The sequence below is a fragment of the Limnobaculum xujianqingii genome (genome assembly GCF_013394855.1).
GTDB lineage: Bacteria > Pseudomonadota > Gammaproteobacteria > Enterobacterales > Enterobacteriaceae > Limnobaculum > Limnobaculum xujianqingii.
Map to the genome: position 1 here is coordinate 1402427 of NZ_JABMLK010000002.1, position 16505 is coordinate 1418931.

General features: G+C 46.7%; 16 protein-coding genes. 11 read left to right on the forward strand and 5 right to left on the reverse strand.

Going from position 1 to position 16505, the window contains the following annotated elements; genetic code table 11:
• The 10 genes from hybA (at position 1) to hypE (ending at position 8827) form a co-directional block, all read left to right on the forward strand.
• A complete protein-coding gene (gene hybA, locus GOL65_RS20485) occupies positions 1-990 on the forward strand; it encodes a hydrogenase 2 operon protein HybA (RefSeq protein WP_140921429.1) in 990 nt (329 codons plus the stop codon).
• Positions 974-2155, forward strand: coding sequence for a Ni/Fe-hydrogenase cytochrome b subunit (hybB, locus tag GOL65_RS20490; RefSeq protein WP_130593080.1), 1182 nt, complete (start codon positions 974-976; stop codon positions 2153-2155). The genes hybA and hybB overlap by 17 nt, the downstream gene beginning before the upstream one ends.
• The gene (hybC, locus tag GOL65_RS20495) at positions 2152-3855 is read left to right on the forward strand and encodes a hydrogenase 2 large subunit (RefSeq protein WP_140921430.1); all 1704 of its coding nucleotides are present in this window, start codon (positions 2152-2154) and stop codon (positions 3853-3855) included. The genes hybB and hybC overlap by 4 nt, the downstream gene beginning before the upstream one ends.
• Complete coding sequence (locus GOL65_RS20500) at positions 3855-4340, forward strand: HyaD/HybD family hydrogenase maturation endopeptidase (RefSeq protein WP_130593078.1); 486 nt, start codon at positions 3855-3857, stop codon at positions 4338-4340. The genes hybC and GOL65_RS20500 overlap by 1 nt, the downstream gene beginning before the upstream one ends.
• A 2-nt stretch (positions 4341-4342) precedes the next feature.
• Entirely contained in the window at positions 4343-4834 is a 492-nt protein-coding gene (gene hybE / locus GOL65_RS20505) for a hydrogenase-2 assembly chaperone (RefSeq protein ID WP_140921431.1), read from the forward strand.
• Positions 4827-5168, forward strand: a complete 342-nt coding sequence (hypA, locus tag GOL65_RS20510) for a hydrogenase maturation nickel metallochaperone HypA (protein WP_140921432.1) — start codon at positions 4827-4829, stop codon at positions 5166-5168. The genes hybE and hypA overlap by 8 nt, the downstream gene beginning before the upstream one ends.
• Positions 5169-5275: 107 nt before the next feature.
• Positions 5276-6412 (forward strand): hydrogenase nickel incorporation protein HypB, encoded by a 1137-nt coding sequence (gene hypB, locus GOL65_RS20515; RefSeq protein WP_140921433.1) that lies wholly within the window; start codon positions 5276-5278, stop codon positions 6410-6412.
• On the forward strand, positions 6403-6696 hold the full coding sequence (gene hybG, locus GOL65_RS20520; RefSeq protein WP_140921434.1) for a hydrogenase maturation factor HybG: 294 nt from the start codon (positions 6403-6405) through the stop codon (positions 6694-6696). The genes hypB and hybG overlap by 10 nt, the downstream gene beginning before the upstream one ends.
• A complete protein-coding gene (hypD, locus tag GOL65_RS20525) occupies positions 6683-7798 on the forward strand; it encodes a hydrogenase formation protein HypD (RefSeq protein ID WP_140921449.1) in 1116 nt (371 codons plus the stop codon). Before hybG ends, hypD begins: the two co-directional genes overlap by 14 nt.
• 3 nt (positions 7799-7801) lie before the next feature.
• The gene (gene hypE, locus GOL65_RS20530; RefSeq protein WP_140921435.1) at positions 7802-8827 is read left to right on the forward strand and encodes a hydrogenase expression/formation protein HypE; all 1026 of its coding nucleotides are present in this window, start codon (positions 7802-7804) and stop codon (positions 8825-8827) included.
• Positions 8828-8959: 132 nt separating this feature from the next.
• Here the strand turns inward: hypE and GOL65_RS20535 are convergent, their stop codons facing one another.
• From GOL65_RS20535 to atoD, 4 genes are read right to left on the reverse strand one after another with little or no spacing between them, the layout of a single operon-like run.
• Positions 8960-10144, reverse strand: coding sequence for an acetyl-CoA C-acetyltransferase (locus GOL65_RS20535; RefSeq protein WP_140921436.1), 1185 nt, complete (start codon positions 10142-10144; stop codon positions 8960-8962).
• A 38-nt stretch (positions 10145-10182) separates the two neighbouring features.
• Positions 10183-11505 carry a TIGR00366 family protein gene (locus GOL65_RS20540; protein WP_140921437.1) on the reverse strand — a complete coding sequence of 441 codons (1323 nt, stop codon included), beginning with the start codon at positions 11503-11505 and terminating at the stop codon, positions 10183-10185.
• On the reverse strand, positions 11502-12167 hold the full coding sequence (locus tag GOL65_RS20545; RefSeq protein WP_140921438.1) for a CoA transferase subunit B: 666 nt from the start codon (positions 12165-12167) through the stop codon (positions 11502-11504). Before GOL65_RS20545 ends, GOL65_RS20540 begins: the two co-directional genes overlap by 4 nt.
• Before the next feature lie 2 nt (positions 12168-12169).
• A complete protein-coding gene (gene atoD / locus GOL65_RS20550; protein WP_140921439.1) occupies positions 12170-12829 on the reverse strand; it encodes an acetate CoA-transferase subunit alpha in 660 nt (219 codons plus the stop codon).
• 573 nt (positions 12830-13402) lie between these two features.
• Here atoD and GOL65_RS20555 point away from each other — a divergent pair.
• On the forward strand, positions 13403-15247 hold the full coding sequence (locus GOL65_RS20555) for a polyurethane esterase (RefSeq protein WP_140921440.1): 1845 nt from the start codon (positions 13403-13405) through the stop codon (positions 15245-15247).
• A 54-nt stretch (positions 15248-15301) separates the two neighbouring features.
• Here GOL65_RS20555 and GOL65_RS20560 read toward each other — a convergent pair whose 3' ends face one another.
• Positions 15302-16309: a purine-nucleoside phosphorylase gene (locus GOL65_RS20560; RefSeq protein WP_179038518.1), complete on the reverse strand. Its 1008-nt coding sequence runs from the start codon at positions 16307-16309 to the stop codon at positions 15302-15304.
• Positions 16310-16505 lie beyond the last annotated feature (196 nt).

Below are 16505 nucleotides of genomic sequence, written 5' to 3' on the forward strand. Positions count from 1 at the left end.
GTGAATAGACGCAATTTCCTTAAAATAGCTTCAGGTGGTGCGCTGCTGGTGGGTGGTACGTCTACCGCCCTTGCGGCTGCTGAGAATAAACCACCTATTCCGGGTTCTCTGGGGATGTTATATGACTCAACACTTTGCGTGGGCTGTCAGGCTTGTGTGACAAAGTGTCAGGACATTAACCATCCACAGCGTAATCCTATTGGCAATCAAACCTGGTCAAACAACGATAAGCTGTCCCCTTATACCAACAACATCATTCAGGTGTGGAGTAGTGGTACTGGCGAACATAAAGATCAGGAAGTAGACGGTTACGCCTATATCAAGAAGCAGTGTATGCACTGTGTTGATCCAAACTGCGTTTCAGTTTGTCCGGTATCTGCGCTGAAGAAAGATCCAAAGACCGGCATCGTTCACTACGACGCTGATATCTGTACCGGCTGTCGTTACTGCATGGTGGGTTGCCCATATAACATTCCTAAGTATGACTATAACAACCCGTTTGGTGAGTTACATAAATGTGAGCTGTGTAATCAGAAAGGTGTTGAGCGTCTGGATAAAGGTGGTTTACCGGGCTGTGTGGAAGTCTGTCCTGCTGGTGCCGTGATTTTTGGGACGCGTGAAGAACTGATGGCGGAAGCCAAGAAGCGTCTGGCGTTGAAAGCGGGTGATGAGTATCACTATCCTCGTCAAACGTTAACCAGTAACGATCCTTATATTCATACGGTTCCGAATTACTATCCTCATCTCTATGGTGAAAAAGAGGGCGGTGGTACTCAGGTATTAGTGCTGACTGGTGTTCCTTTTAAAAACCTTGATTTACCAGAAGTTGCAGAGCTCTCTACCGGCGCACGTTCTGAAAATATTCAGCATACGGTTTATAAAGGCATGATGTTGCCGCTGGCCGTTTTAGCGGGCTTAACCGTGTTGGTTCGTCGTAATACTAAAAACGACCATCACGAAGAAGGAGATGATAATGAGCACACATCATAAGCCAACGCCGCTGGGCGGCAAACTTGTCAGCTGGCCGATTATCGTATTCGGACCGTTGGTTGTGCTGTGCTTAATTTTTGTGGTTAAGCGTTTAGTCTTTGGTCTGGGCTCAGTATCCGATCTGAACGGCGGTTATCCGTGGGGTATCTGGATCGCTTTTGACCTGTTAATCGGCACCGGTTTTGCCTGTGGTGGTTGGGCGTTAGCCTGGGCAGTATATGTCTTTAATAAAGGCGAATACCATCCTCTGGTTCGTCCTGCGCTGTTGGCCAGCCTGTTTGGTTACTCTCTGGGTGGTCTGTCGATTACCATCGACGTAGGCCGTTACTGGAACTTACCGTATTTCTACATTCCGGGTTATTTCAACGTGAACTCGGTGCTGTTTGAAACGGCGGTATGTATGACCATCTATATTGGCGTCATGGCATTAGAGTTCGCTCCAGCACTGTTTGAGCGTATGGGATGGAAAGTTTCTCTGAAGCGCCTGAATAAAGCGATGTTCTTTATTATTGCGCTGGGTGCATTACTGCCAACCATGCACCAATCATCAATGGGTTCTCTGATGATTGCTGCGGGCCATAAAGTCCACCCAATTTGGCAAAGCTATGAAATGCTACCGCTTTACTCATTGCTGACTGCGTTCATTATGGGATTCTCAATAGTGATATTCGAAGGATCGCTGGTGCAGGCGGGGCTGAGGGGTAAAGGGCAGGATGAGAAAGATATGTTCAGGAAGCTGATGGGTATCATTAGCGTATTCCTGCTGCTCTTCCTGGTATTGCGTTTTGGTGAACTGGTTTACCGAGATAAGCTGTCCTATATCTTTGCCGGTGACTTCTATGCACTGATGTTCTGGATTGAAATCGCACTGCTGCTATTCCCGCTGGTGGTCTTCCGTTTCCGTAAATGGGCTAACGATTCTCGTATGCTGTTTATCGGTGCCGTCAGTATGCTGTTGGGTTGCGCTATGTGGCGTATGTCTTACTCCCTGGTGGCGTTTAACCCAGGTGGTGGCTACCACTATTTCCCAACCTGGGAAGAACTGTTAATTTCAATTGGCTTTGTGAGTATCGAGATATGTGCCTATATCTTGTTGATTCGTCTACTGCCGATTATTCCTTCTTTAAAAAATCTTCATAAGAATCAAGAGGCTAGTAAAGCATGAGCCAACGTATCACTATTGACCCGGTAACTCGTATCGAAGGTCACTTACGCATTGATTGCGAAATTGAAAACGGAAAGGTCTCCAAAGCGTGGGCGTCAGGTACTATGTGGCGTGGCATGGAGGAGATCGTAAAAGGGCACGATCCGCGTGATGCATGGATGATTATGCAACGTATCTGTGGCGTTTGTACCACCACTCATGCTATTGCATCAGTTCGTTCTGTTGAGAGCGCATTGAATCTGGATATCCCGGTAAACGCACAATACATTCGTAACCTGATACTGGCCGCGCACATGACGCATGACCATATCGTGCACTTCTATCAGCTTTCAGCGTTAGACTGGGTGGACATTACTTCTGCACTACAAGCCGATCCTGCTAAAGCAGCGGCCTTGTTGAAAGGTGTTTCCAACTGGCACCTGAATAGTGAGGAAGAGTTCACTAAGGTTCAGAACAAAATTAAAGATCTGGTAGCCAGTGGTCAATTGGGCATTTTTGCTAACGGTTACTGGGGACACCCGGCGATGAAATTACCGCCAGAGGTGAACCTGATTGCTGTTGCTCACTATCTGCAGGCTCTTGATTGTCAGCGTGATGCTAACCGTGTGGTGGCATTACTGGGTGGTAAAACACCTCATATTCAAAACCTGGCTGTAGGCGGGGTAGCTAACCCGATCAATCTGGATGGCTTAGGTGTGTTGAACCTTGAGCGCCTGATGTATATCAAGTCTTTCATTGATCGTTTAAACGACTTCGTTCAGCAAGTGTACAAAGTGGATACGGCTGTGATTGCTGCATTCTATCCGGAATGGCTGGAATTGGGCAAAGGGGCCGTTAACTATCTGAGCACCCCTGAATTCCCTACCGATAGCAAAAACGGTAGTTTCGTATTCCCTGGTGGTTATATCGCTGACGGTGATTTATCTACTTATCGTCCGATTACCTCTCAATCAGATGAGTTTCTGATTAAAGGTATCCAGGAAAGCGCTAAGCACGCATGGTATAAAGATGAAGAGCCGCAGGCGCCGTGGGAAGGTACGACTATTCCTAACTACAGCACCTGGGATGAGAACGGCAAATACTCATGGGTTAAGTCACCAACCTTCTACGGTAAAACGACTGAAGTGGGTCCATTAGCCAATATGCTGTGTAAACTGGCTGCTAACCATGAACCAACCAAGAAGCATCTGAATGATATCGTGGGCATTTATACCGCATTAACCGGTAAAACCATTGAAGTCGCTCAGCTACATTCAACACTGGGACGTATTGTTGGCCGTACTGTACACGCCTGTACCCTGCAAGATTTGTTACAAAATCAGTATAAATCACTGATTGAAAACATCGGCAAAGGGGACCATGTTGCCTATGTGAAGCCAAATATTCCAACAACCGGCACTATTAAGGGTGTAGGTTTTGCGGAAGTTTCACGCGGTATGTTATCCCACTGGATCGTCATCAAAGATGGTAAAATCGAGAACTATCAGGCAGTGGTTCCATCCACCTGGAACTCCGGTCCACGTAACTTCAATGATGACGTAGGGCCATATGAGCAGTCACTGGTAGGTACTCCGATTGCCGATCCGGCGAAACCGTTAGAAGTTGTACGTACCATTCACTCCTTCGACCCATGCATGGCTTGTGCGGTACACGTGGTTGATGCGGATGGTAATGAAGTCACAAAAGTTAAGGTTCTTTAATGCGGATATTAGTTTTAGGCGTTGGTAATGTTCTTTTAACCGACGAAGCGATAGGCGTACGTGTTGTTGAAGCACTGGAGCAAAACTACGTCCTGCCCGACTACGTAGAAGTTCTGGATGGCGGAACCGCCGGAATGGAACTGTTGGAAGCGATGGCAAACCGCGATCATCTGATCATTGCTGATGCTATCGTTTCCAAAAAGCGTACGCCGGGCACCATTATGATTTTGCGTGATGAAGAAGTGCCAACGCTGTTTACTAATAAGATCTCTCCGCATCAGTTAGGTTTGGCCGACGTTCTGTCGGCCCTCCGTTTTACCGGGGAATTCCCCGGTAAGCTGACTCTGGTTGGCGTTATTCCTGAATCTCTGGAACCGCATATTGGTATGACCGCAACGGTTGAAGCCATGGTTGAACCAGCGTTACAAGAGGTGATAGCGGCCTTGCGCTCATCTGGTGTAGAAGTTTTACCCAAGGAGAAATAAGCATGTCCGATGAGATTTATGGCTACGCTGAGGAGCCAACGGCTCTGGTTCAGCGCGCTTTTCAGGATGTTGCTGATAAAGCCATGCATGACCTCTCTTTCCTTCATCCTAATATGCCGGTGTATGTTTCCGGCTTTAAATTGTTTGAAGGTCAGTGGGTTGGCTGTGTTATTACCCCGTGGATGCTGAGTGCATTGATTTTGCCAGGACCGAATCAGGTTTGGCCATTGCGCACTATCAGCGAAAAACTGGGGTTAGCTATGCCTTATGACAATATGACCTTTACCGTTGGTGAGTTGGAAGGTGTTTCTCAATACCTGACGTGCTCACTGATGTCCCCGCTTGATCATTCTTTAACGCCTGAACAGGGTGTACAATTGGCCAACGATTGTGCGCGCATGCTGTTGTCGATTCCGGTCAGCGATCCGGACGCTCCGGCACAATTAGGGCGGCGTGCACTGTTATTAGGCCGCAGGAATTGTAGTAATGCATGAAATATCATTGTGTGAAAGCACAATAGAAATTATTCAGAAACAAGTTCAACAGCATGGTGTAAAACGGGTTACCGGCGTATGGTTAGAAGTCGGGGCCCTTTCCTGTGTGGAAGAGAGCTCTCTGCGATTTTGTTTTGATGTTGTCTGTCGTGGTACTGTAGCCGAAGGCAGCCAACTTCATATTATTCACAAACCTGCTCAGGCCTGGTGTTGGGACTGTAGCAGTGAAGTGGAAATTACTCAGCATGAAGCCCAGTGCCCAAAATGTCAGGGTTTTAGTTTGCGTGTCGACAGTGGCGATGCTCTGCAAATTAAAGAGCTGGAAGTTGAGTAACACCTTGAATAACTAATTCAAATATTTATCTCATATTGCTAATGCAAATGAGCTGGTCGAATTTACTGATTGAACTGTGACAAGATAATGTCTTGAGGGGGAGTTATATGTGTACTACTTGCGGATGTGCTGCGGGCGAGCGGCGAATTGAAGGAGAGGAACACGCGCATTCTCACCATCATGGACAAGATCATCATCACAGCCATGAGCATAGTCATGCTCACGATCACGGCCACCATCATCATGACCATGAGCACCACCACCACGATCATGGCCATAGCCATTACGGGCACGACCATGTTCATCATGGGCATAATCACGAGCATAGTCACGACCATGGTCACCACCATCATGGTCATCATGAAACTCCGCGTACCATTGTTATCCATCATCATTACCACCATCAAGGGGATGTGCATCACCATGTGCATACCGCCATCGCTCAAAAGATGGGTGATGTAGAGTTTGAGCTGGAGATGGAACAAAAAGAGCTCGCAGAGAAGAACGAAGAAAAATTTCAGCCGCGTGAAATCGAACAGGATCTGGATTATGGTCACGGCGAAGCGGGCACTCACGCACCGGGCATGAGCCAGAAAAGAATGCTGCAAATTGAGATGGATGTGCTGAGTAAGAACAACCATCTGGCGGAACATAACCGCGAATATTTCGCTGAAAAACACATTCTGGCGTTGAATCTGGTATCAAGTCCGGGTTCCGGCAAAACCACATTATTAACTGAAACCCTGATGCGTTTACGGGAGCGTTTATCCTGTGCGGTGATTGAAGGGGATCAGCAAACCACCAATGATGCCGAGCGTATTCGTGCTACTGGCGTACCGGCAATTCAGGTGAATACCGGTAAAGGCTGCCATCTGGATGCACAAATGGTGCACGATGCAGCCACTCGCCTTGAATTGAAAGAGAAGAGCCTGCTGTTTATTGAAAACGTGGGTAATCTGGTTTGTCCTGCCAGTTTCGACTTGGGGGAGCGGGCAAAGGTTGCTGTTTTGTCTGTGACTGAAGGGGAAGATAAACCATTAAAATATCCTCATATGTTTGCAGCATCAGAACTGATGATTTTAAACAAAATCGATTTACTGCCATATCTGCATTTTGATGTTGCCGCCTGTATTGCCAATGCTCGCCGAATTAACCCGAATATTCAGGTTATTCAATTATCAGCAACCAGTGGCGAGGGTATGGAAGCCTGGGTCTCATGGCTGGAGACACAGTTATGTGCTTAGGCGTTCCGGGGCAGATTGTTGCCGTAGGTGAAGATATTCATCAGTTAGCTCAGGTTGATGTTTGTGGCGTAAAACGCGATGTGAATATCGCCCTCATTTGTGAAGGTGAACCGGCTGAATTAGTTGGTCAATGGGTTTTGGTTCACGTTGGTTTTGCTATGAGCATTATCGATGAAGAAGAGGCGCAGGCTACACTGGAAGCCCTGATGGCTATGAGTGTGCTTGAGCATGAAGTAGGTGATTTCCTCGGGATCAATGCCGGAGCGGATGATGCAGTACGTTGATGAATTCCGCGATCCCGAACTGGCAAAAACGCTACTGTCCCATATTCGACATAAAGTTTCAGCTATTGCTAAGGCCAGTGAACGTCCGCTGCAACTGATGGAAGTTTGCGGTGGGCATACTCACGCCATCTACAAGTTTGGTATCGACCAGCTGTTACCTCCAGAAATTGAATTTGTGCATGGACCGGGCTGCCCGGTGTGTGTATTACCGATGGGACGTATTGATGGCTGTATTGAAATAGCCGAACGTCCTGAGGTGATTTTTTGTACTTATGGCGATGCGATGCGGGTTCCCGGGCGCAATGGTTCTCTGCTGGATGCCAAACGCCGTGGTGCTGATGTGCGTATTGTCTATTCTCCATTAGATACCCTGACCTTTGCCGAGCAAAATCCGGATAAACAGGTGGTGTTCTTTGGCCTTGGTTTTGAAACTACGATGCCAAGTACCGCACTGACGCTACAACAGGCGAAACGTCGTGGTTTAACTAACTTCAGCATTTTCTGTCAGCATATTACTATTATCCCAACCCTGCGTAGCCTGCTGGAGCAGCCCGATGTCAGAATTGACGGCTTTCTTGCTCCCGGCCATGTGAGTATGGTGATTGGTACTACGCCTTACGGTTTTATTGCCGAAGATTTCCATAAACCACTGGTAGTCACCGGATTTGAGCCCTTAGATATTTTGCAGGCACTGGCTATGCTGGTGGATCAGATACATGATGGTCGCTGTGAAGTAGAAAACCAATATAAACGCATCGTCTCTCAACAGGGGAATGCGCTGGCGCGTAAAGCACTGGATGAAGTTTTTGAACTGAAAGAGAGCAGTGAATGGCGTGGATTGGGTTCGATTGCCGGGTCTGGCGTGCAGCTTACTCCTGCCTATCGCGAGTTTGATGCGGAGTTGCGTTTCAATACCCAGGAGCATCAGGTAGCTGACGATCCTCAAGCCCGCTGTGGCGATGTTCTGACCGGTCGCTGTAAGCCAAATGATTGTCCGCTATTTGGTACCCGTTGTACGCCACAAAATGCATTTGGGGCACTGATGGTTTCCTCTGAAGGCGCTTGTGCCGCCTATTATCAATATCGTCGGGGGCTCGCTTAATTTATGGCTTTTACTGAAAAAGATGTCGTTACCATGGCTCATGGTAGCGGCGGTCAGGCTATGCAGCTGCTGATTGAACAGCTGTTTTTACAGGCTTTTGCTAATCCGGCATTGAATGAGCGGGAAGATCAGGCGCGTATTCCATTGTCATTGCTTACATCCGTTGGCGATCGTCTGGCGTTTAGTACCGACAGCTATGTTATTGACCCTATTTTCTTTCCCGGCGGTAATATCGGTAAGCTGGCCGTTTGTGGAACGGTCAATGATGTGGCGGTGAGCGGTGCAGTTCCGCAATATCTCTCTTGCGGGTTTATCCTTGAAGAAGGGTTACCGCTGCAACAGCTGGAACAAATTGTTAAATCTATGGCTGATACTGCGGCTGCGGCAGGCGTAGAGATTGTTACCGGCGACACGAAAGTGGTGCAGCGCGGAGCAGCAGATAAAGTATTTATTAATACGGCAGGAATTGGTGCCATTCCGTCGACCATCAAATGGGGTGCTCAACATATTCGCTCTGGCGATCGCATTCTGGTGAGTGGGACGCTGGGAGATCATGGTGCAACCATTTTGAACCTGCGAGAGAACCTGGGCCTTGAGGCTGAGTTAACCAGTGATTGTGCGGTATTGACGCCATTGATTGCGCCACTGCGTGATATTCATGGTGTCAGAGCATTACGTGATGCAACTCGCGGTGGGGTAACCGCCATACTGCACGAATTTGCCGCTGCCAGCGGTTGCGGTATGTCGATTAATGAAGGGGACCTGCCGGTAAATCCTGCGGTTCGTGGCGTATGTGAACTGTTGGGGTTAGAACCGCTAAACTTTGCCAATGAAGGTAAGCTGGTGATAGTGGTAGCGCCAGAAGCGGAGCAGGCAACCTTAGCGGCATTACGCGCACATCCTTTAGGAAAAGATGCTGCGGTGATTGGTACTGTAACCGATACCGCCCGAGTCCAACTAAAAGGGATCTTTGGCGCTTCGCGCCTGCTGGATTTACCACATAGCGAACCATTGCCAAGAATCTGTTAATAATAACATTGATAAAAATAGCCCCGACAGGTGAGAGCCGTCGGGGCTATTTTTATATTAGTTAGAGCGTCAGTCGAATAATGAAATAGTCTAACAGATTGTAGGACTATTTCTTTGACAGAAGCCTGTAACTTAACTCATACGCTCAACAATCATTGCAGTACCCTGACCACCACCAATACACAGTGTTGCCAGACCTAAAGTCTTATCTCTGGCCTGTAACGAGTGCAGCAGAGTTACCAGAATACGCGCACCAGATGCACCAATTGGATGACCCAAAGCGATAGCGCCACCGTTAACGTTAACTTTGGCAGCATCGAATCCCAGCGTTTTACCTACTGCCAGGAACTGAGCGGCGAAAGCTTCGTTAGCTTCAATCAGGTCGATATCAGACAGTGACAGGCCGGTTTTCTTTAACGCGTTCAGCGTTGCAGGAACCGGGCCCATACCCATCAGTGATGGGGCGACACCGCCGTTGGCATAGCCTCTGATGCGGGCTAAAGGCGTTAATCCGAGCTCTTTAGCACGGCTTTCAGACATAACCACCAGTGCTGCAGCGCCATCGTTAATACCAGAAGCGTTACCTGCCGTTACCGTTCCCTCTTTGGTGAAGGCCGGGCGTAGTTTTGCCAGACCTTCTGCCGTGGTATCGGCTTTCGGGAATTCATCAGTATCAACAATGATTTCGCCCTTGCGAGTTTTTACCGTTACCGGAACGATCTCTTTGGCAAATGCACCGCTGTTAATGGCAGCAACTGCTTTTTGCTGTGATGCCAGCGCCAGTGCATCCTGTGCTTCGCGGCTGATATCATACTCTTTAGCCACGTTTTCTGCGGTGATACCCATATGGTAACCATGAGTGGCACACATTAAGCCATCCTGCAGGATAACATCCATCAGTTTGCCATCACCTAAACGGTAACCCCAACGCGCTTTGCTATCCAGCAGGTAAGGGGCCTGACTCATGTTTTCCATGCCGCCAGCAATAATTGCCTGAGCATCACCGGCAAGAATAGCTTGTGCTGCCAGAGCGACGCTTTTCAGGCCGGAGCCACAGACCTTGTTAACGGTATAAGCACAAACCGTTTCAGGGATACCGCTTTTCAGCAGTGCCTGACGAGCCGGGTTTTGACCTAAGCCAGCCTGTAATACATTACCAAAAATAACTTCATCAACTGTTCCACCGCTGATACCAGCACGGGCCATTGCTTCACGAATAACCACTGAACCTAAATCAACGGCGGAAACCGAAGCCAGTGCACCATTAAAGCTGCCAATGGCGGTGCGCGCTGCGCTGACGATAACAATGTTGTTCATAACTCAATTCCTTAATTTTTATCTATTTTCTATTGGCGTCAGAATACGGTGAGGCCGATAACAAATATGATTCCGGAGAATAGCAGGGCGGTAACGCAATAGCCCATAATGTCCCGAACCCCTAAACCAGCAATAGCCAGAGCAGGCAGAGCCCAGAATGGTTGCGCCATGTTCATCCACTGTTCACCGTAGGCAATTGCCATAGCTGATTTACCCAGATCGGCGCCTAAAGCTTGTGCCGCAGGCATAACGAATGGACCCTGAATAACCCAGTGACCGCCGCCTGATGGTACCGCGAAGTTAATCAACGCAGAGCTGAAGAAGGTCATGATTGGGAAGGTATCTTTGTTGGCGACGTTAATAAACCATTCGGTGATCAGGCCACCTAAACCGGAGTGTTCCATCATTAACTGGATACCCGCATAGAACGGGAACTGTACCAGAATACCTGCGGTACTTTTCGCTGCGGCAGAAATGGCGCGCATATAGGCCATTGGTGTTTTGTGCAGCAGCAAGCCGGCAATCATAAACATCATGTTGACGGTGTTGATAGTGATATTGAAGCCTTTCTCGTAAAAATACATGCCTAAGTAAGCAATACCCAGAACTCCAATGATCCACGCGATAATACGGCTTTCTTCCATTTTCTCTGCCACTGGAGCATCAGCAGGAAGTTTTTTCTGGAAGTCAGGCTCTTCAGCCAGCAGAGATGGATCAACGGTTACCACATCTTCTGGTTTTGGCATCATCATACGGGTAACAAACGGCATCACCACAATCAGAGATAATGTAATAAAGATGTTGTAGTCAGTAAAGATGGTTTGAGAAACCGGAATCAGCCCAGCGATATGTTCAACAGGGTTGCCCGGAGTTGCCGCCAGCAGAGGCATTGAACCAGAGAAACCGCCACCCCATGTCAGGAAGCCGATGTAAGCACAGGCAATCAACAACGGATAGTCAGAGCCTTTCACCCGACGAGCAACTTCACGAGCAAACATGGCGCCTACTACCAGGCCAAAGCCCCAGTTAATCACACAGGCAACGGAACCGAAGAAAGTCACCAGCATAACGCCTTGAGCAGGCGTTTTAGCAGCAGATGCAGTTAACTTCAGAATGCGTTTAACCGGCGCGGAACTGGCCAAAGCATGTCCTGTTACGATAATCAACGCCATTTGCATACCGAAACCAAGCAGGTTCCAGAAGCCGTTACCCCACATTTGCACCATATCAACAGGTGTATGCGGTGTCAGAGCCAGTGCAATCACAAAAGTGAGCATGGTTAACAGCATGGCGAAAATTAATGGATCGGGTAAATAGCGGCTAACAAAGCCGGTTAAGAAGCGAGATATGCGGCCGATCATGCTACACCTTCCTCAACAACGATTGGCATAACTTTAAAGTTTGCAGCAACGCTGAATTCAGCATCGGTTGCAGCTTTGATAGCTTCAAGCGTTACGCCCGGAGCATGTTCTTTAAGAATTAGCTGTCCCTTTTCAAACTCGAACACGCCCATCTCAGTCACAATCATGCTGACTTTGTTTTTGGCGGTTAACGGTAAAGTGCACTGCTTGAGGATTTTTGATGAGCCATCTTTAGCACAATGTTCCATAGCGATAATGACGCGGCGAGCACCGGTCACCAGATCCATTGCACCACCCATGCCCGGAACCATTTTTCCCGGAACCATCCAGTTTGCCAGGTTGGCATGTTGGTCAACTTGCAGACCGCCTAAAACGCTGGCATCTACATGACCACCACGAATAAGGGCAAAAGAGAAGGCACTGTCAAACATGGCTGCGCCCGGCAGAACACCACAAGGTTGTCCACCTGCGTTGACCAGATTAGGATGCGCTTCAGTTACCGGACCTAAACCCAGAAAACCGTTTTCTGACTGTAGGGTGATATGAATGTCTTGTGGTAAATAGTTCACTACCTGAGTTGGTAAGCCGATACCCAGGTTCACAATGTCACCATCATGCAGCTCAAGGGCTACGCGGCGAGCGATGAGTTCTTTTGCATTCATGATTAGCTCTCCTTTGGATAAACAATGTGATCGATTAATGCACCAGGCGTCATGACGTGGTCGGGAGCGATATCGCCCACAGCCACCAGACTATCCGGTTCAGCAATAACCACATCTGCGGCCAGCGCGATGATCGGGTTAAAGTTACGTGTGGTTAACTGATAAACCAGATTGCCCTGATGATCGGCTATGTGAGATTGAATCAGTGCTAAATCAGCACGCAGAGGGAGTTCCAGAAGATATTCAACACCGTCGATGGTGAGTTTTTGTTTGCCTTCTTCAACGACAGTACCTACACCAGTAGGGGTTAAGAAACCACCTAAGCCAGCACCGCCACAGCGGATTCGTTCGATCAGCGTGCCCTGAGGTACCAGTTCAACTTCCATTTCTCCGGCAATCATACGACGACCCGTTTCAGGGTTGGTGCCGATGTGTGAAGCAATGACTTTCTTAACCCGGCCGTTAACCACTAACGGGCCAATGCCGGTATCAACAAATGCAGTATCGTTAGCAATGATAGTTAAATCTTTCACACCAGAATTAAGGAGGGCCTCGACCAGACGCGGCGGTGTCCCCACACCCATGAAACCGCCAACCATGATAGTCATACCATCACGAAAATATTCAGCAGCCTGCTGTATATCAATATGTTTATTTTTCATAATTATTCCTTATGTTTTGACGTCCGAAGAAGGACTCACACAAGGAATTGCAAGGGATGTGCCACTTATGGTTTTTATGCGGTTTTTTGCGCGATTTGAAAATTATTTATTAATAATCAATTAATTAGTTATTATTTATGCAAGGGCTGAAACGAGGCGGTGGTTAAAATCAGCAAGATGAAGTGTGCAATTATTTGCACAGGTGTGCACCTTTTGTTTCACCACCACGATATGGAAACCGTCAGGCTTTACTATTTCAGAGATAGGATTGAAGCAGAAACAGAAAGTTAAGGCTCACATTGAGAATTTTAAAATCATATTTGGCATAAGCCAAAATTGAGTCTTATTTAATTTTATATTCTTTTATTTTTTATCTGCAAGTGACTTATGAATGGATTATTTTCAGTCAAATATTATTAAGGTACACTTTTATTATTCAATTATTTGTTTAAATTTCCAGTTCATATTTATTCTGATAAATAGATTTTTCCATTCATCATTTTTCTATCTATTTAATTTTCATTAAAAATAAATTATCACTTATCGAATTTACTTTTGTACAGAGGAGAAAATATGGCTATCTTTGATATAAAAGGATATTCCAGTAGACAGTCAGCAGAATTAGTTTACCAGTCTTTAGCAATTAATAATTATTCATTTCGAGGTTTATATGAAGGGCTGGCAGAGGGGTATTACCAATATGGTATGACGACCACAGGAATTGTTCCAATGGTGTGGACCGGTCTGTTTGGTTCTAAAACTTCTCAGGGAGTAATGAGCTGGAGTGGGTTACGAGGTGCTGAAGAACGAAGCTATCAGGATGTCGTGGATAGTGGATGGCAGCGAATTTCCGCCAGCGAATTAAACTATCAGGGAAAAGAAGACCAATGGAATGCTATTGTTGGTGAACATCCATTATTCCGCGCTGCTCAGGCTGATGTTTTAGGATTACGCGACGAGCAAGGGCAGCTAAGTAAAATCACTATTGCTTTTCGTGGCGTTACTGGTGAACGGGAAAATCTGATTGCCGATACGGTGATGGATGTAGTGAATCTTTATAACAGCATTTTAAAACCTCAACCGGATTATCTACCTAAAGCCTTCGGTAATTTACTGCAAACTATTGCTGAATTCGCTCAGGCAAACGGCTTGAGCGGGGAGGATATCATTTTTACTGGTCACAGCTTAGGTGGTTCGCTGGTTAGTAATATGGCGATGTTAAGCGAAGCCGAATGGAATGGTTTTTATAAAGACTCAGTGTATTTATCTTCAGCTTCTTCACGTATTGATGGCAATGCAACGAATGTTTTGCATTATGGCCTGGAGAACGATCCCGTTTATCGGGTAACTGATAGCGGAAAAATTATGTTCTTTGATTCGTTATTTGTACACGATCAGGAATATCCTAACTCCACAGATAATATTGTCGGCTTTAACGATTTTTATGCAGGTAAAGCAGGATTACTGAACTGGTTACCCTATAGCATTGCTAATTTGGCGGCGTGGACCGTGCATATGTCGTTTACCTATGACGATACCATTAAGAGTATTATTCGTTCTCAATTCTGCGATTTAACCGAGCAAGATTCAGTGATTGTTGTATCCAGTTTGTCTGATGTGACGCGGAGTAATACATGGGTGGAAGATATTCAATCCGCAACCTCCAGCCATTATGGAAAAAGCGCATTTATTCTTGGTTCTGACCATGATGACCTGTTACGTGGTGGCTCAGGTAACGATCGCCTGGAAGGTTTTGCTGGCGATGACCGTTTTCAATTAGGGCAAGGGCATAACATTGTCGCCGGTGGTGATGGGAATGATGTGCTTGAATTGACCTATCCTCTGTCTGAATACAGCATCAGCCGTGATAGTGAAGGAACTTTGTATTTATATCACGCTCAGCAAGGCACATTAAATACTTTATATGATGTGGAATATCTGACAGATAACACTGATAGCGGCACGACCTATCGAATAGGTGAAAGTGGATTACAGCGAGTAGATGATCCTTCGATTGTTTATGACTATGCCACAACAACAATAGGATCTGCAGATAATGACCAACTACAGTTAATGGAAAATGGCTGGATATTTGGTGGTGATGGTAATGACACGTTAACCGGTAGTGATGAGGGCACGTTATTTTTTGCCGGTAAAGGTGATGACGCATTGGTCAGTTTGGCTGACGATCTGTTTGTATTTAATGATGGTGATGGCGCTGATGTGATTCATGGTTTTGATCAGGGAGATAGGGTTCAGTTGGTTGGCGTAGTGGGATTAACTCATGTTGAAGATTTATTTAAAGATATCATGATGACCGAACAAGGTGCGATGATAAATTATGGGGAAAATAACTCAATATTGCTGATTGATGTACCTCGTGAACAGCTGAGTATGGACCAATTTATTCTGGTTTAAAGGGATTGCCGGGAGTAAAAAGGGCTGCAATAGTTGCAGCCCTTATGAGTAAGATTATTTCAGTGGCGGTACGCCGTTCTGCCATGTATCCCAATGGGCCACAATGTAATCCGTCATTTTTCCGCCCACCGTAGCAATATTCTCTACAGTTTCTTTAAAACCGCCAGCAGTTTGGCCTGGAGCCGGGTCTAAGTGCTCCAGCGTGGTTTCGTTAGGATTGCCCTGATCGAAGTTAACTGAACCACGCAGGCTGAATACGCGCTGAGTGGTGCCTTGCGTGCGGGCAATAACCTGAGTGATGGCCGCAATTTCCATTTCTGTTACCAGATAGTCATCCGCACCGTACAGTTTAGCAATGTACTGAGCCTCTTTTGACATTCCCGGACCATGGAAGAAAGTATCGCCCGTCATGTGAGTACCAGTCAGAACCTTTGGTGCACGTCTGGCGTTATCATCAGGGTAACGCTCACGGTATTTTTGTGCGCCTTCAGAATCCAGTAGTTTGGTTTGCCCGGTGATATTCATAGCCCAGGAAACCAGCGTAGAATTAAGCTGATAACTGCGGATATTTTCGTAACCTTTACGCGGCATAAAAGTCTGGCCGTTGTGTAATCCTTCTTCTGGCGCCCAACGGTGACCCAAATCGTAATCGATTGCCCATGAGCCCCAGCTTACATCACCGATAGTTCCGCGAGATGGCGGAGTGCCAGCAACGCCGTTAATCATGAAATAAGTTTGCGACATATCAAACTTTGGATTTAACAGGATAGCCTGTACAGAGGCGGAAGAGGCTACTTTACCCATGCCTAATACGGAACCGCATACGCCATCGTCATTACAGAAAACCGGTGATGCAGCACCTTTAACCGTGATTGGTTGGCTATTTTTAAAATATTTCTCATACCAATACTGGAATTCTCCGGCTTTATCTCCGGTGTTTTGGCCGATCTCAAACATAGAACCGACGAACACTTTTACTTTAATTGGGGCTTCGTTGGCCAGAGCCTGACCAGAGATAAAAAGGGGAAGAAAAAACAATGGGTACACACTCTTTTTAAACATCACTCATTTCCTGTTATGGTTCACGTAATCGTTTGCGCTATTTTCCCTATTCATGAATAAAAAAACCAGCCGTTATTGTTCATTCATGGAAATAATTTCTTAATCTGTTGGTAGAATGAATTTCCCCGGCATTGAAAAACACCCGGTTAAGGTATGACGTAACCGGCCTGAAGGCCGGTGATAACAGAAATAAATG